The organism is Candidatus Krumholzibacteriota bacterium (assembly GCA_034520215.1).
Classification (GTDB): domain Bacteria; phylum Krumholzibacteriota; class Krumholzibacteriia; order Krumholzibacteriales; family WJIX01; genus JAGHBT01.
Map to the genome: position 1 here is coordinate 890,537 of JAXHNR010000001.1, position 25,804 is coordinate 916,340.

The window sequence follows — 25,804 nt, forward strand, 5'->3', positions numbered from 1 at the left end:
CGTCTAACGGTAACACTAATTCTCTTTTATTACTACTGATGTAGATATTATTATATTAATTTTCGAGTAGCAATATTTTTATAACCGTAGCACAATTGTAGTGTGGAAGTACTACCATGACTGTCGAAAGAGTTGGAGTATCGTTCGAGCCCGGGTTACTGGCAAAGTTTGATGCCTTGATAGAAAAGAAAGGATATACCAACCGGTCGAAAGCCATCAGGGATTTGGTGCGAAAATCGCTTATCGAGGCTGAAATTGAAACGAAACCTGGCAATTTTATTGGAACTCTTACGATTATTTACGAACATGATGTGGGCGATGTTACAAATCGATTGCAGCATTTTCAACACCATCACCTTTCTGAAATTATATCCACGACCCACATTCATGTTGATAAAGATATGTGCCTTGAAGTGTTGATTGTTCGTGGAAAAGCTAAGAATGTACGAAATTTAACGGACGATATAAGGGCAATAAAGGCTGTAAAACATGGCGAGTTGGTTATAACTAAAACTTCATTTTGAAATTCATTCATAGGATACTATTGAGCAAAACGCACACATAGAAGAAATATGAAATAAGCCAAATACTATGATTTTCCAAGAGACTCTCTTCCTTCATGACTCTTCGGAACTTCGTGCCCCGCCCCGTTGTACTCTCCTCGCTTCGCTCGTCGGGGCGTATAACATGCGGATATGAGGCTACAGGGGTTGCACCCCTACCGCCCAAATTGCCATCGGCAACTTCTCATATCCGCAAATGTTATACGACCAGTGGTATGCTGAGGGGGAGGCCTCAATGAGTATCAGAGGCATTTGCGCACTCGCTTGTCACGTCGGCTGCGGAGGATACGCCGCGCCAAGCTTCGTTGTGCAAGATCGGTACGCTGCTATTGACCTTGATTAAATGATAGTGCGTAAGAATGTTGCGCTCCGCCCCAGTCGCAAGAGCGCGAAATGTTATGTACAACCCGTCTGTGGTCATGTATAGTATACTTAGGTTTTTAAAATAGGAGGAGAAATGACAGGACCATCACGAGCCAAGATGATTCTTGCTATTGTCTTGGGTGTACTAGCGGTAATTATCGTATTTCAGAATTTTCAGCCGGTCGAGACATACGTCCTTTTTTGGCGACTCACATTACCTCATGTAGTCTTTCTAGGAATTGTTTTCGCGGTAGGTATAATATTGGGAGCAGTACTCACAGCTATGTGGTATTATAGCCAGCTTAATAAAGAAGGGTCTGTTTAACCAGCGTTGACATTTTTTGTCATTGATTCGGCACATGAAGATTTCAATCAAGTTTTTGGCTCTAGTTTTATAATTATTTAACGGGCGGCTTATAACAAAGGTGTTCGGCGGCTGAGCCTGGCGCCCGGGCTGCAGGACATTCCGGCTGCCAAGCTCAGAGCAAATCGCTTCCCTGGGGTCAGCGATGTCGCAAACCTGTAAGTTGAGGTTATTTTTGACCTTGACACTTATGCACAATTGATGCATACTTATACATATGAGAACTACACTAAACATAAACGATGAGCTTATTAATAAAGCGGCCAGGTTAACGGGCGTAAAAAAGAAGACTTCCCTGGTGCATCTGGGCCTTGAAGCATTAATTGCTTTTGAGAGCGCCAAAAGATTAGCGGCCCTCGGCGGCACTGAGAAGGATCTTGGCGGCATACCTCGCAAACGAACAAGTTAACATGATCTTAGCAGACACTTCCGTTTGGGTGGACCATTTGCGTTCAGGTAATGTTCAGTTTTCAGATTACCTGAACGCCGGTCATATTGTTTGTCATCCCTATATTATAGGTGAACTGGCCTGTGGTAATATTAAGAATAGAAATGAAATACTAAGCATGCTCAGCTCTTTGCCAACAATCCAGCTTGCTGAACATGATGAAGTTATGTATTTAATTTCCGAGCATAATCTTCATGGCCGGGGCATTGGTTGGATTGATGCGCATTTATTATCGTCGGCATTGATGGCGAAATGTAAAATCTGGACTTTTGATAGACCTTTGGAGAAAGTCGCAGAGAATCTCAAAATATCGATATAGTTATGTGGCCCGGCCACGCCTCAAACGCTCAAAATGTCACACGATATGCCGGGGAAAAAAGAAGAGTTTATGTAAGATCAAATTAAAGACAGCAAGCCCGCGATAGAGCGGATTATTATTGTAGCATTTCCAGCATCTATGAGCGCAACTGTCAGTGATGTGATCAAGTAGTTGAATGCCCCGCTCCTGCTTATAAAAAGCCAATTGAGGCGGGCTTGTCAATCTTTTCTTTACATTACACCTCCCTCGCTTACAAAGTGATTTTAGTGTTGAAATTATTATTGAAAGTGTGGTATAATTATTAAGTATAAATTGGCGAGCGATCTTACATCCTTACATCTCATTTTTTTAAAGAAAGAAGAAGCAGAAATGAATAAATCAATGTTAATTTCGCTAATCTTAATGCTATCTATCGCTTTTACCGGAGCGGCCTCGGCGACAGACTTCGAAGACCTGGCTCTAAACGGTGATTGCGAAGGCTGGACCGTTTCGGGTGAAGTTGTAGCGGGAGATTATATAAATCTTACCTACACTATAGGGCTCTACGAAGGGATGACCCTTATAGAGGAATACTCGGGTAGCGAGCTTATCTACAGAACCGATCCCATGTTTAGTTTCAATGGCATTTGGGCCTCCGAGCTTTGCGGCGAATATTACGTAAAGGGAACCCTCGTATTGTCTCTGAGCACTTTTTCTCTGACCGAGGAACTTATGACTCCTACGTTTGTATGCGAATGCACCCCAGAGGACGTGTGCACCGGAACACCTGGTTACTGGAAGAACCATGCTGACGCGTGGCCCGTAGATGCACTCAAGATAGGCGGAGCGACATACAGCAAAGACGATCTTCTTGATATTTTCTCCTGGAAACCAAAGAACAACAGGCATATTAAACTTTTCCATCACCTTGTGGCCGCAAAACTGAATATTATAAGCGGCGCCACTTGTGACGGTATTGACGATGCCGTGGCAATGGCGGATGATTTCTTCATGCTTTACCCGCTTGGGACAGATATCGATAAGGGTATGATGGATATGATTGATGAGCTGAAGGAACCTCTTGAAATGTTTAACGAGTCTAATCCCTGCGGCGAAGGGATTGAGTTCGATGAAGAGGAGTCAATGCTGGGAGCCGGCTATGATGAAGATAAAACATCATGGGGCGCGGTTAAGAGTATTTACAAGTAAGTAAGCAAGATGAGCGGTTGTTTTTAACCGATCAGCATCTGCTTTAAAATCACAGTAACTAAAGAGGGAGCACTACCTATTGTGCTCCCTCTTAATTTGTCAAATCATTCCGCCGCATTCATTTTTTAGAATTTCATGTCATTTATTACAGCTTGATCGAAAGGTATATTTGCTGCCTAAAGGACCTGAAGCTGATTAATCCCGGTTATTTCCGATCTTCAGTTTGAGTTTTTCATGCAAAAGGTGTTATCTTATGATAGAAGTTGAAGAGCCCCCTTAAAAGCCGCTTAAAAACTCAGATTTCTGTTTTTTAAACTTAAAGCGGTGCTATCAACTAACGATTAAAGTTGACATTATTATCATTTTTTCATATTAATAATTTTAATATGGAAGTACTTAGATAACCAGAAAAGGAGATGGGCCTTGAGTAAAAAAGCAGTCTCTCAATCGGAATTGGAAAATTGGGTAGATAGTGTTATTCAGGGGCATAAGACGTATGGTGTAAAGTCGAAGCAGGATAAATATGATTACGGTATTCTTGAAAACGCCTCCCAGCTGAAGCTGGACTATGACGTTACAATTCGTTCGCCGAAATTTCTTTTCCTGCCGGCAGTTGAATCCATTGCTTCATTCAATCGCGAAAACGCGAAATACGAGAGTGAGATTGAGAATGAAGCCTTTGTAGTATTCGGGGTTCATCCATACGATGTTGTCGCCATCAATCAGATGGATACTATCTTTTCACAGCCTAATAGAGATGAACATTATATGACCCGAAGAAACAACGCGACAATTGTTGCCGTTGATGTTCAGACCCCTTCTGAGGATGTCTTCGCTGGATATATGGGAACAGCGACAGTCGAAGAAGGGTTCGATGTACTCGTTACCAGAATAGGTGATGACGCGTATCTCATAGACGCGGCTACCGAAAAAGGTGAAAAGCTCATTGCTTCTCTTTCCGGAGCGAATGACGCCGATGACTCGGATATTCAGTCACGCGCGGATGTCTGGGAAGAAAACAAGAATAAGCTGCGCCGGCATGAGCTTGAAGTGGAGCCGTCGGAATGGCCTGAATTGTTGAAGAAATCAGTTGAGAGCCCACTATGGGAAGAAAAATCGGAAAAGTGCTTTTCATGCGGTTCATGCAATCTCGTCTGTCCCACCTGTTACTGTTTTGACGTGCAGGAAGATGTGAATTGGGATATGAAGAGCGGCAAGCGCGTTCGCACTTGGGATGGATGTATGTTAACGAATTTTGCCACAGTCGCCGGTCCCCACAATTTCAGGGCCGATAAAGCCGAGCGTTACCGCCATCGTTATTATAGAAAGGGCGCTTATGTACCGGAAAAGATTGATGGTGAAATAGCGTGTATCGGATGCGGAAGATGTATTAACGCTTGTGTAGCAAAAATAGCTAATCCTGTTGAAGTAATGAATAGACTTGCGGAGGAAAAATAATGGCAGAAGATATGTATGTGCCACTGCAGGCAACAACTCTTCGCTCTGAAGAAATGACCGAAACAGAGCGGTTCTTTGAATTTAAACTCGACTCGGGTGAGCCCCTGGGGCATGAGCCGGGACAATTTGCTGAAGTCTCCATTCCGGGAATAGGAGAAGCGCCTATTTCTATTTCATCGTCATCAACACGTTCGGATACATTCGAGATGGTTGTCCGTAACGTGGGGAATGTCTCTAACGGGATGCATCAGCTCAGCAAGGGGGACAAGATTGGCATTCGAGGTCCCTTTGGAAAAGGCTTCCCCGTGGAAGAGGATATGAAGGGGAAGGATCTGTTGTTTATCTGCGGCGGTATCGGACTTGTTCCTGTACGTTCCGCCATTCAGCATGTTCTTGACAATAGAAGCGATTACGGTTCGATAAGCATTCTTTTTGGTGCTAAATCGCCGTCAGAAAGGCTCTTTGTAGACGAGCTAGCTGAATGGAAGGAAGATGACAAAATTGATTGCTTTATGGAGACGGTTGATAAAGGAGATGAATCATGGGCCGGTAATGTCGGTCTTATTACAACCTGCATTCCTAAAGTAGATCACGATATCAGTAACACTAAAGTAATAATATGCGGACCCCCGGTAATGTACAAATTTGTGTTAATTGAACTTGAAAAGCTGGGGTTTTCACACGATGATATATTCGTATCGCTGGAACGGCGTATGAAATGCGGGGTTGGTCTATGCGGACATTGTCAGATAAACGGTTATTATGTCTGCCAGGATGGTCCCGTGTTTAAGTACTCTGATATCGAAGATGAAAAGGGGGCAATTTAATGAGTAAACCGAGAGTTGCAATATTTGATTTTGCCTGCTGTGAAGGTTGTCAGCTGCAGATTGTCGATATGGAAGAGGAGATTATCGATCTTCTGTCTGTTATAAATCCGGTAGAGTGGCGGGAAGCTATGAGCGAACAAAGCGAGCAGTTCGATATTTCTATTATCGAAGGTTCTATAACACGGGTTGAAGACGAAGAACGGCTGCGCTCGATTAGAGAAAAGTCAAAGGTTCTTGTAGCTTTAGGCGCCTGTGCCGTAACAGGCGGGGTAAATAAACTTAAGAACAACTTTGATCTTGATGATGTTAAGCAATTTGTATATAAAGATGACGCCAAGATGCCGCATTTGAATACCAGTAAGACAAAAGCTGTCTGTGAGGTAGTTAAGGTGGACTATAACGTTCCGGGCTGCCCGATAGATGTCGATGAATTTGCTTATATTGTGAGATGTCTGGCGATTGGCAAAGAACCGGACCTTCCCACCTATTCAGTGTGTGTTGAATGCAAGAAGAAGGGTAATATTTGCAGATTTGAATACGGCGAATTATGTCTCGGCCCAATCACTCTCGCGGGCTGCGGCGCGAAATGTCCGACGGAAAGCGCGGCTTGTTTCGGGTGCAGGGGATGGGTGGAAGATCCGAATGTGAATGCCGCCAAAGATGTGCTTGAAGAATATGGTCTGACGGTTGATGACTTGAAGAGTAAAATGAAATTATTTGGTAGTCAACAGGAGAATACAATATGAGTAAAGCAGTTGATATAAACGTAAAACATGTTACCCGTGTTGAAGGACATGGGAACATTGTGGTAAAAGCCGACGATGGAAGTATTGAAAAAGTTGAGTGGCAGGTACCGGAAGCGCCCAGATTTTTTGAAGCTATGGTGCGCGGCAACAATTATGACGATATCCAGACGATTGTAAGCAGAATATGCGGTATTTGCTCCGCATCTCATTCACTTGCCGCTCTTAAAGCCGTAGAAGACGCTCTTGATGTTAAAGTGTCCGAGCAGACTCGCAAACTCCGGATACTTCTTAATTATGCTGAACAGATAGAGAGCCATGTCTTACACGTAGGTTATCTCGTTGCTCCCGATTTGCTCGGCGTTAAGTCAGTCGTGCCGCTTGTATCTTCTCATCCTGATCTGGTAAAAACCATTATAGCGGCGCACCGTTTGGGTAATGAAATGATGAGCCTTATAGGCGGAAGAAGGACTCACCCTGTATCCGTTAAAGTCGGAGGTTTTTCACGTATACCTACCGAGAGTCAGCTTAAAGATCTAAAGAAGAAACTTGAAGATTCGGTTCCAAAGCTTAAAGTGATAGCCGAAGCAGTACTGGGTCTCGCGGATAAACTTCCCGCTTTCGAGAGAGATACGGAGTATATCAGTATAACAAATCCCGATCATTACACATTCTATGACGGAGATATCTTCAGCACTGACATTGACAAGACGGTCGACATACACGACTTCGAATCGGTCGCGAATGAATATGTATCAGCGCAGAGTACGGCAAAATGGACTAAATGGCATAGAGATTCTTTCGCCGTAGGCGCGCTGGCTCGGTTTAATAACAACGCCGATCAGCTTCTTCCGCTCGCAAAGAGCATAGCCGATATGTTCGGGCTTAAGAAGGGATGCTGTAACCCCTACTTTAATAATGTCGCGCAGATTGTTGAAGTAGTTCAAGTTGTTGAGCATTCGCTTAAACTCATTGGCGAGTTGCTTGAAGATGGACTTGACCCTGAAGCGAGTAAACCTCCTAAAGTTGAAACAAAAGCTGGTGAGGGAGTAGGATGTGTTGAAGCACCTCGCGGAATTCTCTTTCACAGGTACAAGTTCGATGATAATGGTATATGCACCGGAGCCAATATCTGTATTCCGACTAACCAGAACCACGGAAATATTCAGAAAGATTTCGAAGAGCTTGTACCGCAGTTTATCAGCGCTGATAAGACTGAAGATGAAATTCGCCTCGGGCTTGAGATGCTTGTTCGCGCGTATGATCCATGTATTTCCTGTTCTACTCATTATCTGGATGTTGAATTTGTTTAGATAATGTAGAGGATTAACGAACAGCATAAACAACCCGTGAATTATGGAGACTAAAAGGGAATCTGAAAGCAGCTCCGGCTCCATTATAGTTGGAGTTGGCAATACAATGATGCTTGATGAGGGTATTGGGGTGCGTGTTGTCCGGGAGATGAAGAAAAGCGGTAACTACCCGTCAGGTTTCGAAATAGATGAAGTTGGCGCTTCTTCTTTCAATATAATTCACCTTATTTCTTCAAAGAATATTGCCGTTTTGGTAGACTGCGCCTACATGGGAGAGGACTCGGGCGTTATTCGTATGTTCACCCCCAAAGAGGCGGAATCAAGAAAAATAAGGACGGGGCTTTCTCTTCACGAAGGAGATCTGGTTCAGGCGGTCCGTCTGATGGAGCATACGGGAGTTATGCCGAAATGGCTTTATTTTTTCGGTATTGAACCGGTTGAAGTAGCGCCCGGCGATCGGCTGTCACCTCTTCTTGACGAGAAATTGGATGAGTATGCCGACTTTATTAATGAAAATATTTTATCAGTAATTAAGAAAATAGAGGATGCTGATGCATGAACTCAGTTTATGCAAAACAATTGTCGATACTGTACTTGAGCAGATGAAAAAGCACGATTTGCCTCGAGGTTCACTTTTGTCCACGAAAATAGATGTGGGTGCTATGCGGCAGATTGTCTATGAGCAGATGCAGTTTGCCTATGAAGTTCTGACAAAAAATACAATTGCGGCAGGTTCAGAACTTGACATCACGGTTCTTCCTGTAATAATTAAATGCAACTCGTGTGGCTGGAAGGGTGAAACAGATACCATAATGGCCTATTGCCCGGAATGTTTCAGTGTAGATACTATAATGCTTCAGGGCAAAGAGCTTACTTTGGAAAAATTGGAGGTCAGGTAATATTATGAGCACCGGTGAGATTAAGATATACAAGGACTTAATGGGAGAAAATGACAAATGGGCTGGTAATATACGTAAGATGCGGCGTGAAAATGGTATCTCGATGATCAATATTATAGGTTCTCCCGGATGTGGAAAGACAGCCCTTCTTGAATCTATGATAAAGAAATTGGGAGAGGTGTCCAATTTTGCCGTACTTGAAGGAGATGTTGAAACTACAAATGACGCAGTCAGGCTTAAAGCTCTTGATATAGAAGTCTCTCAATTGATCTCGGGCGGGGCCTGCCATCTTGAGGCAAAGCTTGTACACAACGCAATCTCTGATCTGGATCTTGAGAAAATCGATATGGTTATTGTTGAAAATGTTGGTAATCTTGTATGCCCCGCCGAATTTGATATCGGCGAAGACGCGAAGGTGGCCGTACTTAGCGTAACTGAGGGAGAGGATAAACCTGTTAAGTATCCTCTATTGTTTCAGGAAGCTAAATGCTCGGTGGTGAGCAAGATGGATCTGCTCGAGCATCTTGATTTTGATATTGAAAAGTGTATCTCCAACATTAAAAAGGTAAACCCGCGTTTACCAATATTCAAGCTTGCTTCGCTCACAGGCGAAGGTGTCGATGACTGGATTGCGTGGGTTCAGGAGCAGCTTGAAAATGCTAAAAAGAGTTCTGGCAGTAGTTAAAGGACGCATACAGGGAGTGGGATTCCGCCCCCGTGTGTATACAATCGCCGTAAAATTCGGACTTTCCGGGTTTGTTCGCAATACACCCGGTGGTTTGAATATTGAGCTCGAAGGTGAAGGCGGCGATATTGATCTTTTCTTTGAAGAACTGCGCCGTAACCCTCCGCCTGTGGCCAGGATAGACAATATAGATGTCGAAAGTATTCCTCTAAAGAATGAAGACAGTTTCCAGATCAGGGAAAGCGCGAGCGATGGTATTTCTGAAGTGTGCATTCCTCCGGATCTTGCTACCTGCAGCGCTTGCATCCGTGAGCTTTTTGACCCCAATAATAGAAGATACAGATATCCTTTCATAAACTGTACAGACTGCGGGCCCCGCTTCACAATTGTAAGGTCACTTCCCTACGATAGAGAGCGAACGAGCATGGCTGAGTTTCCACTCTGCGGGGAGTGCGAGCGAGAATACTACGACCCTCTAGACCGGCGTTTCGAAGCTCAGCCCAACGCCTGCCCTGAGTGCGGGCCCGTTCTCAGGTGTATTGATCCGGAGGGGAAAGAGTATTCCGGTGATCCGGTAACCGTAGCGGCTAATCTGCTTAAGAAGGGGAAGATAGTCGCGGTAAAGGGTCTAGGCGGATATCACCTGAGCTGTAACGCTCTTGATGCCGGGGCGGTAGAACGTTTGAGGAACAGGAAAAATCGCCCCGATAAAGCCTTCGCCGTCATGTGCTCTTCTATCGAGCAGGTAGAGGAGCATTGCAAGTGTACTTCTGAAATGAAAGAAGCCCTTCTTTCTGTTGCCAGACCTATCGTCGTATGCGCCAGGAACGAGGTTCAAAGAATAACCAATAAGGTTTCACCAGACACGAACGATCTTGGTGTTATGCTGGCGTATACGCCGCTGCATCACCTTCTCCTTGAAAGTGTAGGGGGGCCGATTGTAATGACAAGCGCGAATATGAATGATGAACCGATAGCGACGGATGAAGATGAAATAAAACAGATTCTGGGTTCTGTCGCCGACGCCGCCCTCGTTCATAATCGGCCGATCGTAAGACGTTGTGATGACTCAGTGCTTACATTCGTTGACCGGCAACCCCTCTTTTTCCGGCGGAGCAGAGGATTCGTGCCCGATTCAATCCCTTTGCCCTTTGAAGGCCCCTCGACCTTGGGATGCGGAGCGGAGCAGAAAGTGGCAGGGTGTCTGACCCGGGGCGATAAGGCCTATCTTACTCAGCATATAGGTGACCTGTCATCCTATGAAGTATATGATTTTTATGCTAAAGCAGTAAACGGGATCTCCTCACTATTCAAGATCAAAGCGGAAATCGCCGCCTATGATATACATCCCGGTTATCATACTACCGAGTTCGGGAAAAATGCCGGCCTGAGAGAGCAGTACGCCGTGCAGCATCATCACGCTCATATCGCGGCGTGTATGGCTGAAAACAAGCTTACCGGAAAAGTGATTGGAGTTGCTCTTGACGGCACAGGATATGGGCCGGATAAGACAGTCTGGGGAGGGGAATTTTTAATAGCGGATCTAAGTGAGTACAGACGGGTGGGGCACTTTAAGCAGTATCCAATGCCGGGCGGAGATGCCGCGGTGAGAGAACCCCTCCGTATGGCCTTAAGTTATGCCGGGAGTAATTCAGGAATGAAAGCCGATAAGCTTCCGACGTTTATAACCGATAAGATAGGTAAACGCAACGCCGCCGCGATGCTTCAGGCAATAGGGAGAGGTCTTAATTCCCCGCTTACATCGAGCTGTGGCAGATTATTCGATGCTGCAGCGGCCATTTGCGGAATATGCTCTCATCCTTCCTATGACGGGCAGGCTCCACAGAGATTTCAGAACATTTGCGATCTCAAAGAAGAAAGCGCCTATTCATTTGAAATTACGGGCGTGGAGGATGAAAATCTGATTCTGGATTTTTCAGAGATGATTGCTTCAATTATAGGTGATGTTGAAACCGGGCGGGGGGCTTCTTTGATATCGGCGCGTTTTCATAATACACTGGTTGAAGGTGCCGCGGCTATGTGTGAAAAAATAAGCGCTGATTCGGGTATCAAGGATGTAGCGCTTTCCGGTGGTGTGTTTCAAAACAGCATAATTCTGAGCAGACTGCGCAAGTTGTTAAATACAAGAGGCTTTAATGTATATTTTCACAGAAAACTGCCGCCTAACGACGCATGTATAGCTTACGGTCAGGCAGTAGTTGCCCTCGCTCGGCACAATATGAAGAGATAATTAAAAATAATTTGTTTCTCGGCATTATATTATTCATATTTTGTAAAAGAGCTTCGCAAAATCTTTAACCGCTTAGTTTCGGGCAATAGTCAAGCTGAGGATTTAACATAAGCAGGAAGATTTAATCCCCCGCCTAGAAATAGCGACGCAATAGCAGGTTGTTTTAATAAAGGAAGTAGAATATGTGTCTCGCGGTACCAGTCAAGATAGTTTCTTTATCAAAGGACCGTTATACTGCCGTGGTTGACGCGGGCGGAGTGCGGCGTGAAGCGAATGTCGCTATGATAGAAGAACCTCAAGTCGGAGATTATATACTTCTGCACGCGGGATTTGCTATACAGAAATGGTCAATCGATGATGTAAAGGAATATAACGAAATAATTCAGAGACGGGAAGATAGTATAGAATGACTGTTGATAAGCTGGTTGAATCAATATCGAATAAATCGGACAGGATCGGCAGGACAGTTAACCTGATGGAGGTATGCGGCACTCATACTATGGCGGCATTCAGGAGCGGGATTCGAACTCGTCTTCCGGAGCAAGTGCGTCTTCTTTCAGGGCCGGGCTGTCCCGTATGTGTCACATCTGACAATTATATAGATCATGCCATAGAGCTGGCAATGACTGAAAATACAATAATTACTACCTTCGGAGACATGATGCGCGTACCGGGGAGCAGGGGCAGTCTCTCACTTGCTAAAGCAAGAGGAAAAGATATTCGTGTTATATATTCGCCCCAGCAGGCTCTTGTGGCAGCAAGGAAGAATCCCGGCAGGGAAGTTATTTTTCTTGGAGTGGGATTTGAGACGACGACACCGCTCGTAGCCTGGACTATACAAAACGCCTATTCGCGAAAGATGCCGAATTATTCAGTCTTGTGCGCGCACAAAACTATTATGCCTGCCATGCGGGCCTTGTGCGACTCTGATGATGTGCGGGTTGACGGTTTTCTATGTCCGGGACACGTAAGTGTTATAACGGGGGCTGAAATATATAAGCCCTTATGCCGTGAGTATCACGCGCCTTGCGTGATCGCCGGTTTCGAACCTGAAGATATTCTCTTATCTATAGATATGCTCCTGAACCAGATAATCTCCGGCGAAGCTTCTGTTGAGATTCAGTATACAAGAAGTGTAACCGCCGCGGGGAACAAACTGGCACAGAAGTGTGTAAATGATGTCTTTAAGCCCTGTGACGCGTCATGGCGAGGTATGGGAGTAATACCGTCAAGCGGGTTGTCTGTCAGATCCTCGTATAAGGAGTACGACGCCGAATTAAAATTCCCCCGCATAAGGGTAAGTGAAGTAAAGCGTGACACCGGATGCCGCTGCGGTGACGTATTACGCGCCGTTATTACACCCTCAGAGTGCGGGTTGTTCAAAAAGGAGTGTACTCCGGATAATCCCATAGGTCCTTGTATGGTCTCCAGTGAGGGGACATGCGCCGCCTATTACAGGTATTCGCGTATAGATGAATGATTATGATATTGTTTCGTAATATTCAGTAAATTCAGCCCGGCAGATTGAGAAAAGAGGCAGAGAGTAAGTATATGAATAAAAAGATAATAACTTCAGCTCACGGCGGCGGAGGCACTGCTACTAAAGAGATAATAGATATTGTACGCGAGTATTTGGGAAACCCCGTGCTGGATCAACTTGGCGACAGCGCGCTTCTAAACCTCGGCAGCACCGAGATTGCTTTTACCACGGATTCTTACGTGATTGATCCGATTGTCTTTCCCGGAGGGGATATAGGCAAAATAGCGGTATGCGGCACTGTAAACGATATTGCCATGGAGGGCGCAAAACCGCTGTATATGAGCCTTTCGCTTATTCTTGAAGAGGGGCTTGAATTTGAATTGTTAGAGAGAGTGATTGCATCTGTTTCATCCGCCGCCAGGAAGGCTGATGTGCTTGTAGTTACCGGAGACACAAAAGTGGTAGAACACGGAAGAGCCGGCGGCGGTCTTTTTATCAATACGGCAGCTGTCGGCCGAAGATACGAAGGTTGCAATACGAGTGTATCGAATGCGGCTCCCGGTGATCTGGTTGTCGTTACAGGGACAATTGGAGATCACGGTGTTACTATAATAAATGAGCGTGAAGAACTTGACCTTGAATCCGACCTGCAGAGCGATGTAGCGCCTCTTAATACCCTGGTTGACGAGCTGCTCACGTCAGTGCCGGGAATAAAAAGCCTTAGAGATCCAACCCGCGGTGGGCTTGCAGCGGCACTTTGCGATATCGCCGGAGCATCAAAGGCTGGTATAGAGATAGAGGAAGATAAGATAAAAGTAAAGAGGGAGGTCAAAGCCGCTTGCGATCTGCTCGGGTTCGATCCCCTTAACATAGCGAATGAGGGAAAGGCGGTTATAGTCTGTTCTGAAGATTCAGCGCAGAAGGTTCTGGAAATTTGCAGCGATAATGAATTTGGAAGGGAATCCGTTTTGATAGGAAGAGTGGTCTCTGAACATCCGGAGACTGTTGTTCTTCGAACAAGAATGGGAGGGAAGCGTATTGTTGATATGCCGAGAGGAGAAAATCTGCCGAGGATATGCTGAGCTGGAGGAGGAGACTGAGCAATGAGAACATACCTTGATTGTATCCCCTGTTTCTTTAATCAGGCGCTGAGAGCGGGACGCATGGCCGGGTTGGATGAGAAAAAACTGAAGAACCTTCTTGATGAAGTGGGGACTGTGATGAAGGGTGTTTCTGCTGAAAAAACACCCCCTGAAATAGGAATGCTTATTTATGAAAAGGTAAGAGATATTACAGGACAATATGATCCATACAAAGAAGTAAAAGAGAATAATATTTCAAAATGTCTTGATTTGTATCCTTTGCTCAAGAGAGAAGTGGGTAACACCGAAGACAGTCTCCTTACGGCCGTAAGGATAGCCATAGCCGGCAATGTAATAGATTTTGGCCCGAATAGAGAGTTCGATATCGAAGAGGAAATAGAAACAGTATTGAAGAAAGAATTCGCGATATTCGATTACGATAAGTTCAGACATTATTTAAATAAAAGCGATAAAATCCTCTATATCGGTGATAATGCCGGTGAAGCTGTTTTTGACAGGGTCTTAATAGAGGAAATAAAAAAGCCGGTAATATATGTTGTTAGAGAAGTACCTGTTATAAACGACGTGACCCGAGATGACGCCATGCTGGCGGGTATTGACAGGGTTGCCCGTATAGAGTCTTCAGGGACTAGCGCTCCCGGGACTGTTATTGATACCTGCAGTGATGAATTTATGGAGATTTACAGAGAAGCGGATTTTATTATAAGCAAGGGTCAGGGAAACTATGAGGGGCTTTCTGAAGAAGATAGACTTATATTCTTTATGCTGAAATTGAAATGCTTTGTTATTGCCGAGGATATCGGGGTCAGCGAAGGGGATATTGTTTTGAAAGGGATTAATATCTAGAATCTGAAAGGAGATATGCCGCGGGCCGCAAGGCATACTGACGATACTATTTACACTGATGAGATTTTGGATTAAAGGTCATTTTATATTATCGTATAATTTGTTCTGGAAAAATAGAAGCTTCTATGTAAATATAACAGAAATTTAACCCAAGAAGGAGGCAGAAAGTGAAAACAAGCTTTAAAATATTAACAACGGCTACATGCGCTGTTATGGTTATGCTTTATTCCTGCAGCGGAGGCGGGGACAATCTCCAGCCGTCCTGGATGAAGGGGAGTGTGATGAAACTTGAAGATAAACTTGTATCGAAGTATGGGGAAGAACAGACCGATGAGATAAAAAGAGGGCTAGATCAGGTAAGCAGGTTCTGGAGAGAAGAAGACGGCAATTCTGATGTGTTCGAAAAGTTTGTTCTTGAGAATTATGCCGGTAAACCCGCAATGCGGGATGCAATGTTTAATCGGTTTGAACTTCTTTTTGAACAGATAGAGGGCCACATGAATCAGATTACTCTGGCCCTGAGGGCTCAGGCCGACCTGGCTTTGGGAACACTTTATCCATTCGACCGCATGTTCGCGGGTTACAGCCCCGGTTCTCATATCAAGGAGGACTTTTTCAAGAACAAACTCGCGTTTGTCGTCCTTCTTAATTTTCCTCTTACCACTCTGCCGGAGAGACTTGAAAAAGGAGCAGGTTGGACAAGGCGCCAGTGGGCGGAAGTAAGACTGGCTCAGAAGTTTTCAAAGAGGATACCGGCGGAGGTTCAACTTGCCATAGGTGAAGCCGGCGGAGAATCCGACAATTATATAGCGAGTTATAATATCTGGATGCATCATCTCGTAAGCAACGACGGGAAAAGGTTATTTCCGCCAAAGATGCGATTGCTTTCGCACTGGAACTTAAGAGATGAGATAAAAGCAGATTATGAAGATGAAAAACACGGGCTTGAAAAGCAGAAGATGATTCAGAAGGTTATGGAGAGGATAGTCGATCAGACAATACCCGAAATAGTGATAGATAATCCTCATGTTGACTGGAATCCCTTCACTAACGAAGTAAGTAAAGCAGAGGTAAAAGATTCAGACAGACCCGCCCCGGAAGATATGAAAGTGACAAACGACCGCGAACCGGATACAAGATACCGTATACTTATGAATACATTTAAAGCTGTAAAGAAGGCCGATCCCTATTCACCCGCGGCGCCTACTCATATTGAGAGGAGCTTTAATGAAAACCGCGAGATTCCCGAAGAACGGGCGAGGAAGATGCTGGTTGATATAGTTTCTTCACCGCTCGTAAAAGATGTTGCCGATATTATACGGAAACGTCTCGGCCGTCCCCTTGAACCTTTTGATATCTGGTATAACGGGTTTCGTTCACAGAGCGGTATAAATCAAGAGAAGCTCAATAGAATAGTATCTGAAAAGTATCCAACAGCTCAGGCCTACGACAGGGATATTCCCAACATGCTCATGAAACTGGGTTTCAGCCCACAGCGGGCCGTTTATCTGGGCGATAATATTGTAGTGGACAACGCGAGGGGTTCCGGGCACGCCTGGGGCGCTGAGATGAAATCCGGCAAGGCTCACCTCAGAACACGCGTCGGTGAAGACGGCATGGATTATAAAGGTTTTAATATAGCGGTGCATGAGATGGGCCATAATGTTGAGCAGACTCTTTCTCTGAAAGATCTTGAGCATACACTTCTTAAAGGAGTTCCCAACACAGCTTTTACAGAGGCTTTCGCGTTTACATTTCAGGCTCAGGATCTAAAACTTCTCGGAGTTGAAGGAGAAACAGGAGAGAAGCAGGAAGCGATGAAGGTGCTGGACGATTTCTGGGGTACCTACGAAATTGCGGGAGTATCACTTGTTGATATGGGGATCTGGCACTGGATGTACGATAATCCCGAAGCGGGTAAAGCGGAACTTAGAAAAGCCGCATTGAAGATAGCGGGTGATGTCTGGAATGATTACTACGCCCCCGTGTTCGGAAAGAAGGATGTATATCTGTTAGCTGTATATTCACATATCATACATTCATTCTTATACACACCTGATTATCCCATAGGGCAGATGATAGCTCTCCAGATAAAAAAGAAGATGAAAGAAGCCGGAAAGATAGGACCCGAGTTTGAGCGGATGGCTGTAATGGGGCGTGTAACACCTGATCTTTGGATGAAGAATGCCACAGGCAGCAGGGTAGGTCCCGATGCAATGCTGAAGGCCGCAGAAGAAGCAGTATTGAAATTGAAGCACTTTGAGGGGAATATGTAAGACAGATAAATTAGAAGTTATTTATTTTTTAATTTTTTTTTTGGAGGTAGCAATGGATAGTCAGTCCTTCGCGATACTCACGAAGATTATTCCTGTAATAGGCGGACTTGGAATAATTATGGCGCTGGCGACATATTTCAATGTCAGAAAGAAACCCGCGGGTAATGAAGTGATGCAAAAGATTGCCGATAAGATCCATAACGGGGCATTTGTTTTTCTTAAGAGAGAATATCAGATAATAGCATTGTTTATAATACTCGTCTTCGCGCTTCTTACTTGGTTACTAAGTGTGCAGACCGCTTTCGCTTTCCTCTTTGGGGCTTTATGTTCAATGGGCGCGGGACTTCTCGGAATGGAAGCGGCTACGAGGAGCAGTGTAAGAGCTTGTCAGGGAGCGAAAGACGGAGGAATAGGAAGAGCGCTCGCGATATCTTTCAGCGGCGGTTCCGTGATGGGTCTTATGGTAGCATCTCTCGGTGTTGTAGGGCTGGGGCTTTATTTCTTATTTACACAAGATCCTAAGATCATCAACGGATTCGCGATGGGAGCAAGCTCTATAGCTCTCTTCGCCCGTATTGGAGGCGGTATTTACACAAAGAGCGCCGATGTCGGTGCTGATCTTGTGGGCAAGATAGAAGCTGGTATTCCGGAGGATGATCCGAGAAACCCCGGCGTTATAGCCGATAACGTAGGTGACAATGTTGGTGATACAGCTGGAATGGGCGCTGATCTTTTTGAAAGCTACGTGGGAAGTGTTGTGGCGACTATGGCTATAGCCGCGGTAATGCCGGGTGAAGGAAAAATAATGTGGATGGCTTTACCGATCGTTATGATTACAATCGGACTTATCTCTTCTGTTATAGGGATATTTTCTATCTCCGCCCTTAAGAAAGTTGGACCGCAGTCTGCTCTAAGATACAGTACTTATATAAGCGGAATTATATTTATAATTGGAGCTTACATCGCGATTACTAATTTAGTTGGAGTGCTGAGTCCTTTCTGGGCACTACTATCGGGCATTATCGCGGGAATTCTCATAGGTGTAGAGAGTGAATACTTTACCTCCGGTCCGCCGGTACGTGAAGTCGCGAGAGCAAGCGAGACAGGACCTGCCACAACGATAATAACAGGACTCGCGGTAGGATTTCAGAGCGCTGTTCTTCCAATAATAACTCTTGTTATAGCGATCTTCGTGTCGTTTAAATACGGGGGTGGTTTATACGGTATAGCAATTTCCGCTGTAGGTATGCTTTCCACTATAGGTATAGTAATGTCTACAGATTCATACGGTCCTATAGCTGACAATGCGGGAGGAATAGCTGAGATGTCCGGGGCCGGAGAAGATATAAGAAAAGTCACAGACAAACTCGACGCGATCGGCAATACGACAGCGGCTGTGGGCAAGGGTTTTGCTCTTGGATCAGCAGCTTTGACCGCACTTGCCCTTTTCAGCGCTTATCAGAAGACTGTTGGCTTAGATTCGATAAATCTCACCTCATCGACAACAGTAATAGGTCTCTTCCTCGGCTCTATGATGCCGTTCATGATGGCTTCAATGACTATGAAGAGTGTGGGAAAGGCCGCCAATATGATGGTAAAGGAAATAAGGAGACAATTCAAAGAGATCGCCGGGTTGATGGAGGGTGAAGCTGAACCTGACGAAGGCAGGTGCGTTGATATCGTTACAAAGGCGGCTCTTAAAGAGATGATATTTCCCGGGCTTATTGCCGTAGGTTCTCCCCTTATTATAGGTTTTCTAATAGGTCCCGAAGCTCTCGGAGGATTCCTGGCGGGAGCCACAGCTACTGGCGTTCTTATGGGTATATTCATGTCAAACGCGGGCGGAACCTGGGATAACGCTAAGAAGTGGATAGAAGAGGGTAATATTGGAGGCAAGGGAACCGAGACTCACGCAGCCTCTATTGTTGGAGACACAGTTGGAGATCCCTTCAAGGATACTTCAGGACCGAGTATGAATATTCTGATAAAGCTTATGTCTGTCGTATCTCTTGTATTTGCGCCTCTGCTTATGTTGTAAGGAGAGTTAATCATCTTGTAATGTGTATGTTTTTCCGCCCGTTCCGCGAGCGGTCACATTTACCGGAGATTCAGTTCAAAAAATTTAAGCCGGATTTTAAGCCTCTGCCCCATATATGCTGTGCAGGGGCTTTTTTTTGTCTTATAATAACAATGGAGTGGCTGAAAAAGAACGCGGCGGATCTTCATCTGCAATCCCTGACCTATTTGACCGGGCAGTAGAGGATTTGCGATTGTTTTTTTTGGCAGTATAAAGATTATCGAGAGTCTTGAAGAGGCGGTTATTGTTCGAAGGAAGGAGCCCTATGGCACTGACGGTTGGAATAATAGGCCTTCCAAATGTAGGAAAATCAACCCTTCTCAACGCTTTGGCAAGTACTGAGGCCGAAGCGTCTAACTATCCTTTTTGTACTATAGATTCAAATAAGGGTGTTGCAGCCGTTCCCGACAAGAGGCTTGAAAGACTCGCAGAGGTTATTAATCCTGTTGACGTGATACCTTCTACAATTACATTCGTTGATATCGCGGGATTAGTGAAGGGAGCCAGCCGAGGAGAGGGATTGGGCAACAAGTTTCTTCATCATATCAGGGAGGCCGATGTCCTGGCTCACGTTCTGAGAGCATTCAAGGATTCGAACGTTAGCCATATACAGGGTGATATAGATCCCGAGAAGGATCTGGAGATCATCGAGACGGAATTATTCCTTTCAGATATTGAGCGCGTTGAATCTCAGATCGCGAAAGAAAAAACAAAAACCAGAGCACAAAAGAAGAAAGAGAGAAAGGACCTCGAATTTCTAAATGAGATTCGGGAAAAACTCTCCAGACAGGAGAGGATAAATAGTAATGACTATGCGCATCATAAGAGAGATATCTTATCTGATCTTAATCTCCTTATGGCAAAGCCTGTAATTTTTGTTATTAATTCGGGGGAGGATTCCGGAGATGATGAAGAATTTAAAAAAGTACTAAGTATAATCGGATCGAAGATATCAAAAGAGCACTCTGTAATTATTTCAGCAAAGGTCGAAAGTGAGATATCAAAACTTCCGGATGAAGAAAAGGGTGAGTACATGGAGGCTCTCGGAATAGATTCCGGCGCGGTTGACAAATTTATAGAAAAATGCCACAACCTTCTCGGTTTGATAAGGTATTATACAAAAGCCAAGGGTAAACTTCAGGCATGGTCAATAAGGGACGGGACAATGGCTCCCCGGGCTGCGGGAAAGATTCACAGTGATATGGAAAAGGGGTTTATACGCGCTAAAGTAATGAATTCTGAAGATTTGATATCTATTGGAAATGAAAATGAATTAAAGAATAAGGGGCTTTTGAGAACGGAAGGTCACGATTATACTGTAAGAGACGGGGATGTAATAGAATATCTCTTTAACGGTTAGAGACGGGTTGCAACGATTGTCACCCCCTGATTATGGAAAGGCGCTCGGAAAAAGAAGATTATCTATAGAAGTGGAATATGATGTGTGTATACGGCCATGAAACAATAGAGCATATTGCTGATATGGGGATAAGAGGATGGGGCGCGACTAAGGAAGACGCTTTCAGAGAAGTTGGGCTTGCTCTCGCGGAATTGATGTTAGATGTAGAGGATATAGACGCGGAGGATAAGATTGAAGTTGAATGTTCAGAACCTGAGCTTGAAGATCTCCTGGTCGAATTTTTAAACAGTTTACTCTACAGACTGGATGTTGAAGAGTTGGTATGTGTGGATTTAGATGTTGAATCGATAGAACACAACCGGGGATTTTATAATATTAAAGCGAACGCGGGATGTATAAAGAGAAGCAGTGTGAAAAAGAGATTGCTTGATGAGGTGAAAGCCGCGACCTACTATGGGGCGAAAGTAGAGATGTCCGGTTCAGGAATATGGGAGGCCGTCTGTGTTGTGGATATGTAGAATAGAAACAGCTGGGGGAACGGATTTAATTATGTTCACCGGCCCCTTACATGATTAAAGTTTGGATTTTAGACAGGGAGTTGAGTTTGAATAGCGGCGGGATAAAAATTCATAAAATTAATGATTATCTCTGGGAGATTCCGGCAAAAGGCGACATGATAGTGCCCGCCAGAATATACGCTGACAGAGAATCTATCGATTTTCTTCTTGAGGAAAGCAGAACTAAGCAGTGGGACGCCCTACTGCAGATAAAGAATGTGGCAAAGCTTAAAGGTATTCAGAAAGCCGCTTTGGCTATGGCGGACATACACCCCGGGTATGGATTTCCAATAGGTGGTGTTGGAGCGTTTGATCTCGATGAAGGGATTGTAACGCTGGCTGGAGTTGGCTTCGATATTAATTGCGGTGTCAGGTCTATGTTTGTCTCATTGGAGCGGAAGGATATAGAAGATAAAAAGGAAGAACTGGCCGGCGAGCTCTTTAAGTTAATCCCGGCTGGTTTGGGAGCGACCGGCTCATTAAAATTAACCCTTAAAGAGATCGATAGCGTTTTAAAAGAGGGGGCTTTGTTTTCTCTCAATCGCGGATACGGCGCCGCAGAGGACCTTGACTTTATCGAGGATAGAGGAAGGGTTGAAGGAGCGGACCCTGCTAAAGTAAGCATTCAAGCTAAAAAACGGCAATTAAAACAGATTGGTACACTTGGATCGGGAAACCACTACATTGAAGTTCAGTATGTGGATAAAGTATATTTTAAGGAAGCCGCACGAATTTTCGGACTTTCGGAAGGTTCTGTGGTTGTAAGTATTCACACGGGAAGCAGAGCGTTGGGCCACCAGATTGGCACTGATTATCAGAAGATATTAAGAAAAGCATCTCATCGCTACGGCATTCCGGTATATGAGAGGGAGCTGGTGGGCGCGCCGATAGGGAGCAGGGAGGGAAGCGACTATATATCCGCTGTACGGGCGGGGATTAACTGCGGTTTTGCAAATAGACAGGCGATATCGGGTTTGGTGAGAAAGGCGTTTAACAGAATATTTTCAACGCGCGAAAGTGATATAAGAACTGTTTACGAGGTTGGACATAACAATTTGAAAGTTGAGAAACACTTCATAAATGGTGGGGAAAAGGAGCTTCTCGTTCACAGGAAAGGCGCTACAAGGGCCTTCGGTCCGGGAAGAATGGAAGTTCCAGGTAAATATCGCGAAGTAGGTCATCCCGTTCTTGTCGGGGGGACGATGGGAACGGCTTCTTATATACTCGTAGGAACTGAAAAGGGAATGAAAGATACCTTCGGCAGCGCTGTTCATGGAGCCGGCAGGGTTAAATCGAGGAAAAAGGCGAGAAATGCGGTTAGAGGTGAAAAGGTGATAGAGGACCTTGCAAAAAAGGGGGTTATTGTTATGTCTCATAGTAAGAGAGGGGCGGCTGAAGAATCACCGTCTGCCTACAAGAATGTGGATCAAGTCGTAAATATTATGGAGGGAGCGGGTATAAGCAGGCGCGTGGTCAGGCTGAGGCCGGCAATATGTGTAAAGGGATAGGGTTTTGACTCTGAAGAACCGGGCCGAGATGTTAGAAAGAGAGAAGTGATAAAATTGGTATTCTATGACTACGCTTATTACAAATCGGAGATTGGACCTATAAGAGTCGAAGGAGAGAATGGAAAAATCACTTTGGTTGAGTTTGATGAAAGCGGACAAAAGTGTTACCGCGAAAAACCGCAGAAAACAGGCGGCGCTGTATTAGAATGCGTCAAACAGCTCGATGAGTATTTCAGGGGTAAAAGAAAGGAGTTTGATCTTGATTTAAGACTTGAAGGAACTGAATTTCAGAAGAAAGTTTGGAAAGCCCTTATTAATATTCCATACGGAAGAACAGTTTCATACGGGGATATAGCTAATAGAATAGGAAAGATAGGAGCGGCAAGGGCTGTGGGAAACGCAAATTCAAAAAACAGATTTGTGGTTATTATTCCCTGCCACCGTGTGATTGGATCGGGCGGAGAACTTGTGGGATACGCTAAGGGGCTCTATCGCAAAGAATACCTTCTTAAGCATGAGAAAAAGTTTCTTTAGGAATCAATATTTTACTTGCCTTTTCAGACGGCTTACTTATAATCGAGAGTGAATATATTATTTAGTTCCGCAATCTCAATGAGTGGTAAAACATAAATCGAATTCTTCTTAACCCCTCGGAAAAATAAGAAAAGGGAAGGTATTTATGAAGAGAATTCTTGTTACAGGATCGGTAGGACAGATAGGATCGGAATTAGCGATCTATCTACGCGAAAGGTATGGAGCGGATAATATAGTGGCGGGAGGCCGTAAGACAAAGCCGAGTAAGGAACTTAGAGAATCCGGACCTTTCGAAATAGTAGACTGCACTGATATAGAAGCGATACGCGAAGTTGTAGATAGATATCAGATAGATACGATATATCATCTGGCGGCATTGTTGTCTGCTGTAGCTGAGAGTAATCCCCAGCTGGCATGGAATGTTAATATCAATGGGCTGATAAATGTGCTTGAAGTAGCACGAGAACATGATTGCGCGGTGTTTACCCCCAGCTCTATTGGCGCCTTCGGACTCAGCACTCCGCTCGATAATACACCCCAGGACACGATTCAACGGCCGGGCACAATGTATGGCGTAACAAAGGTGTCGGGCGAACTGCTGTGTGATTATTATTATAAGAAATATGGTGTCGATACAAGGGGTGTTCGTTATCCCGGTATTATTTCCTATGTGACTCCTCCGGGTGGAGGTACGACTGATTACGCTGTGGAAATATTCTATGAAGCTATAAAAAAGAAAAAATATACCTGTTTTCTGAAGGAAGGCACAAAGCTCGATATGATGTATATGCCGGATGCTTTGAAGGCCGCGGTTGACCTGATGGAGGCGGACCCCGGTAAGCTTAAACACAGGAATGCCTTTAACGTAACGGCAATGAGTTTCGCGCCGGAAGAGATCGGCGAGGAAGTTAAAAAGATTATACCGGAATTTACAATGGATTATGATGTTGACCCACTCCGGCAGGAAATTGCCGAATCCTGGCCAAACTATATGGACGATACTGCCGCGAAGGAGCAATGGGGATGGAATCCGGATTACGATTTGCCCGCGATGTCTAAGGATATGATTGAAAAATTAAGAATCAAACTGGAAAAATGATTGGATAGGAGGAAGATATGGCGTTAGATCGATTAAACAAGGTATTGACAGATCAAGTAGATGAACTGGTTTCTAAAGGAACGGCAAAGGGTAAAGAGGATATAATTGTCGGAGTCAAAAAAGCTCAGGGAGAAAAGGGTCCCAGATATTTTCTTAAAGGTGAAGGAGAAAAGGAATTTCTCCGCATGAACTCGAATTCTTACCTTGGTTTAAGCCTTAAGGAAGATATTATCAAAGCTGAAGAAGATGCTTCCAGAGAATTTGGTGTGGGGCCGGGCGCTGTCCGGTTTATCAACGGTACATTCAAAGCCCACAGGGATCTCGAGAAGAAGCTCGCGGAATTTCATAAATATGAAGACGCGATGATATACAGCGCCGCTTACGCGACAATGATCGGTGTTTTTGCCGCTCTTACTTCCAAGGAAACAATAATAATAAGTGATGAACTGAATCATAATTGTATAATCAACGCGATTCGCCTCTCGAGGCCAAAAGATAAGAAGATATACAAACACAACGATATGGAAGAACTCGAAGAAAAAATAAAAGAATCTGTGGGCAAATGTAAGAGATTGCTGATTGTAACGGATGGAATCTTCAGTATGAGGGGGGATAACGCGCCTCTTGACGTTATTTCAGAGCTTTCAAAGAAATACGATTCTGAATTTCCTGAGAATATAATGTTAATGGTTGATGATTCTCATGGAATAGGCGCTATAGGCGAGACCGGACGAGGGATCGAAGAATACACAAGCGCGGACAGAGTCGACGTATTGATCGGCACTCTGGGAAAAGCCTTTGGTGTAAATGGAGGATATGTTGTATCAAGTGAAGCGGTTACCCGTTTTCTCAGAGAGAACGCGGTGACTTATATCTATTCCAATCCGATAACCGTTGGTGAAGCGGCCGCTTGTATTAAGGCAATAGAGTTTCTTGACAGTGAAAAGGGACTCGAACGCCTTAAATATGTGGGCAAACTGACGAAAAGATTTGAGAATGGATTAGACAAGCTTGGATTTGAATATATAAAGAGCGATCATCCAATTGTTCCGCTTATGGTCAGAGATACTGAGAAAACTACTGAAATTGTGAGTTATCTTAAAGAAAACGGCGTTTTATCAACTGGGTTGAATTTTCCCGTTGTGCCGCGCGGTGATCAGGAAATCCGTTTTCAGGTAAATGGGAATCACACCCCTTATGATATTGATTTTGTTCTAGAATTGCTTAAGAAGTATAAAGAGAATCATTGAGGCGGCCGGTAAGTTTGGGGTAAAGATTAGAAAATTACCTGCTGCTGCAAAGCATAATGGCTGCAACATTCAATATAGCAGACAGTTATGCTGTATGCTTAATGTAATTTAGAGCAACCTTTAGTTGACTGCTTGTTTAAATATTATTTTAAACTTTCCAAGTCGAGGGAAGCAGCATTCTTAGTATTAAAATAGAAACAGAGGTGGGGTACTGTTAGTAGAAACAGTACCCCACCTGTCATTACAGAAAAAAATAGATAAAATCTAATCCGGTAGAAATTGCCTGAAGTACG

The 25,804-nt window shown here is 44.5% G+C and carries 24 protein-coding genes; all 24 read left to right on the plus strand.

All coding sequences use genetic code 11. The features are described from left to right. The first annotated feature begins 116 nt into the window (after nucleotides 1–116). Complete coding sequence (gene nikR / locus U5O15_03800) at nucleotides 117–524, plus strand: nickel-responsive transcriptional regulator NikR (protein MDZ7859782.1); 408 nt, start codon at nucleotides 117–119, stop codon at nucleotides 522–524. A gap of 983 nt (nucleotides 525–1,507) precedes the next feature. Next, on the plus strand, nucleotides 1,508–1,699 hold the full coding sequence (locus U5O15_03805; GenBank protein MDZ7859783.1) for a type II toxin-antitoxin system VapB family antitoxin: 192 nt from the start codon (nucleotides 1,508–1,510) through the stop codon (nucleotides 1,697–1,699). A gap of 1 nt (nucleotide 1,700) precedes the next feature. Beyond that, complete coding sequence (locus tag U5O15_03810; protein MDZ7859784.1) at nucleotides 1,701–2,057, plus strand: PIN domain-containing protein; 357 nt, start codon at nucleotides 1,701–1,703, stop codon at nucleotides 2,055–2,057. Between the two features lie 369 nt (nucleotides 2,058–2,426). Beyond that, nucleotides 2,427–3,245: a hypothetical protein gene (locus U5O15_03815; GenBank protein ID MDZ7859785.1), complete on the plus strand. Its 819-nt coding sequence runs from the start codon at nucleotides 2,427–2,429 to the stop codon at nucleotides 3,243–3,245. A 423-nt stretch (nucleotides 3,246–3,668) separates the two neighbouring features. Beyond that, on the plus strand, nucleotides 3,669–4,703 hold the full coding sequence (locus tag U5O15_03820; protein MDZ7859786.1) for a 4Fe-4S dicluster domain-containing protein: 1,035 nt from the start codon (nucleotides 3,669–3,671) through the stop codon (nucleotides 4,701–4,703). Next, on the plus strand, nucleotides 4,703–5,530 hold the full coding sequence (locus tag U5O15_03825; protein MDZ7859787.1) for an FAD/NAD(P)-binding protein: 828 nt from the start codon (nucleotides 4,703–4,705) through the stop codon (nucleotides 5,528–5,530). Before U5O15_03820 ends, U5O15_03825 begins: the two co-directional genes overlap by 1 nt. Continuing rightward, on the plus strand, nucleotides 5,530–6,276 hold the full coding sequence (locus tag U5O15_03830) for a cytochrome B (GenBank protein ID MDZ7859788.1): 747 nt from the start codon (nucleotides 5,530–5,532) through the stop codon (nucleotides 6,274–6,276). The genes U5O15_03825 and U5O15_03830 overlap by 1 nt, the downstream gene beginning before the upstream one ends. Continuing rightward, the gene (locus U5O15_03835; GenBank protein ID MDZ7859789.1) at nucleotides 6,273–7,586 is read left to right on the plus strand and encodes a Ni/Fe hydrogenase subunit alpha; all 1,314 of its coding nucleotides are present in this window, start codon (nucleotides 6,273–6,275) and stop codon (nucleotides 7,584–7,586) included. Before U5O15_03830 ends, U5O15_03835 begins: the two co-directional genes overlap by 4 nt. A gap of 43 nt (nucleotides 7,587–7,629) precedes the next feature. Further along, entirely contained in the window at nucleotides 7,630–8,145 is a 516-nt protein-coding gene (locus tag U5O15_03840; protein MDZ7859790.1) for a hydrogenase maturation protease, read from the plus strand. Further along, the gene (locus tag U5O15_03845) at nucleotides 8,138–8,485 is read left to right on the plus strand and encodes a hydrogenase maturation nickel metallochaperone HypA (GenBank protein MDZ7859791.1); all 348 of its coding nucleotides are present in this window, start codon (nucleotides 8,138–8,140) and stop codon (nucleotides 8,483–8,485) included. Before U5O15_03840 ends, U5O15_03845 begins: the two co-directional genes overlap by 8 nt. A 4-nt stretch (nucleotides 8,486–8,489) precedes the next feature. Then, complete coding sequence (gene hypB, locus U5O15_03850) at nucleotides 8,490–9,170, plus strand: hydrogenase nickel incorporation protein HypB (GenBank protein ID MDZ7859792.1); 681 nt, start codon at nucleotides 8,490–8,492, stop codon at nucleotides 9,168–9,170. Further along, a complete protein-coding gene (gene hypF / locus U5O15_03855; GenBank protein MDZ7859793.1) occupies nucleotides 9,106–11,421 on the plus strand; it encodes a carbamoyltransferase HypF in 2,316 nt (771 codons plus the stop codon). The genes hypB and hypF overlap by 65 nt, the downstream gene beginning before the upstream one ends. 182 nt (nucleotides 11,422–11,603) lie before the next feature. Continuing rightward, nucleotides 11,604–11,831, plus strand: a complete 228-nt coding sequence (locus U5O15_03860) for a HypC/HybG/HupF family hydrogenase formation chaperone (protein MDZ7859794.1) — start codon at nucleotides 11,604–11,606, stop codon at nucleotides 11,829–11,831. Next, nucleotides 11,828–12,901, plus strand: coding sequence for a hydrogenase formation protein HypD (gene hypD, locus U5O15_03865; GenBank protein ID MDZ7859795.1), 1,074 nt, complete (start codon nucleotides 11,828–11,830; stop codon nucleotides 12,899–12,901). The genes U5O15_03860 and hypD overlap by 4 nt, the downstream gene beginning before the upstream one ends. A gap of 71 nt (nucleotides 12,902–12,972) precedes the next feature. Next, nucleotides 12,973–13,983: a hydrogenase expression/formation protein HypE gene (gene hypE / locus U5O15_03870; protein MDZ7859796.1), complete on the plus strand. Its 1,011-nt coding sequence runs from the start codon at nucleotides 12,973–12,975 to the stop codon at nucleotides 13,981–13,983. A gap of 21 nt (nucleotides 13,984–14,004) precedes the next feature. Next, nucleotides 14,005–14,850, plus strand: a complete 846-nt coding sequence (locus U5O15_03875) for an ARMT1-like domain-containing protein (GenBank protein ID MDZ7859797.1) — start codon at nucleotides 14,005–14,007, stop codon at nucleotides 14,848–14,850. Between the two features lie 167 nt (nucleotides 14,851–15,017). Continuing rightward, nucleotides 15,018–17,126: a hypothetical protein gene (locus U5O15_03880; GenBank protein MDZ7859798.1), complete on the plus strand. Its 2,109-nt coding sequence runs from the start codon at nucleotides 15,018–15,020 to the stop codon at nucleotides 17,124–17,126. Nucleotides 17,127–17,178: 52 nt separating this feature from the next. Beyond that, on the plus strand, nucleotides 17,179–19,164 hold the full coding sequence (locus U5O15_03885; protein MDZ7859799.1) for a sodium-translocating pyrophosphatase: 1,986 nt from the start codon (nucleotides 17,179–17,181) through the stop codon (nucleotides 19,162–19,164). Between the two features lie 283 nt (nucleotides 19,165–19,447). Continuing rightward, nucleotides 19,448–20,563 (plus strand): redox-regulated ATPase YchF, encoded by a 1,116-nt coding sequence (gene ychF, locus U5O15_03890; GenBank protein ID MDZ7859800.1) that lies wholly within the window; start codon nucleotides 19,448–19,450, stop codon nucleotides 20,561–20,563. A 77-nt stretch (nucleotides 20,564–20,640) separates the two neighbouring features. Continuing rightward, on the plus strand, nucleotides 20,641–21,081 hold the full coding sequence (locus tag U5O15_03895; protein ID MDZ7859801.1) for an archease: 441 nt from the start codon (nucleotides 20,641–20,643) through the stop codon (nucleotides 21,079–21,081). A gap of 50 nt (nucleotides 21,082–21,131) precedes the next feature. Continuing rightward, the gene (locus U5O15_03900; GenBank protein ID MDZ7859802.1) at nucleotides 21,132–22,628 is read left to right on the plus strand and encodes an RtcB family protein; all 1,497 of its coding nucleotides are present in this window, start codon (nucleotides 21,132–21,134) and stop codon (nucleotides 22,626–22,628) included. A gap of 45 nt (nucleotides 22,629–22,673) precedes the next feature. Next, nucleotides 22,674–23,162, plus strand: coding sequence for a methylated-DNA--[protein]-cysteine S-methyltransferase (locus U5O15_03905; protein MDZ7859803.1), 489 nt, complete (start codon nucleotides 22,674–22,676; stop codon nucleotides 23,160–23,162). A gap of 145 nt (nucleotides 23,163–23,307) precedes the next feature. Then, nucleotides 23,308–24,261 (plus strand): L-threonine 3-dehydrogenase, encoded by a 954-nt coding sequence (locus U5O15_03910; GenBank protein MDZ7859804.1) that lies wholly within the window; start codon nucleotides 23,308–23,310, stop codon nucleotides 24,259–24,261. Nucleotides 24,262–24,278: 17 nt separating this feature from the next. Then, nucleotides 24,279–25,511, plus strand: a complete 1,233-nt coding sequence (locus U5O15_03915) for an aminotransferase class I/II-fold pyridoxal phosphate-dependent enzyme (protein ID MDZ7859805.1) — start codon at nucleotides 24,279–24,281, stop codon at nucleotides 25,509–25,511. Nucleotides 25,512–25,804 lie beyond the last annotated feature (293 nt).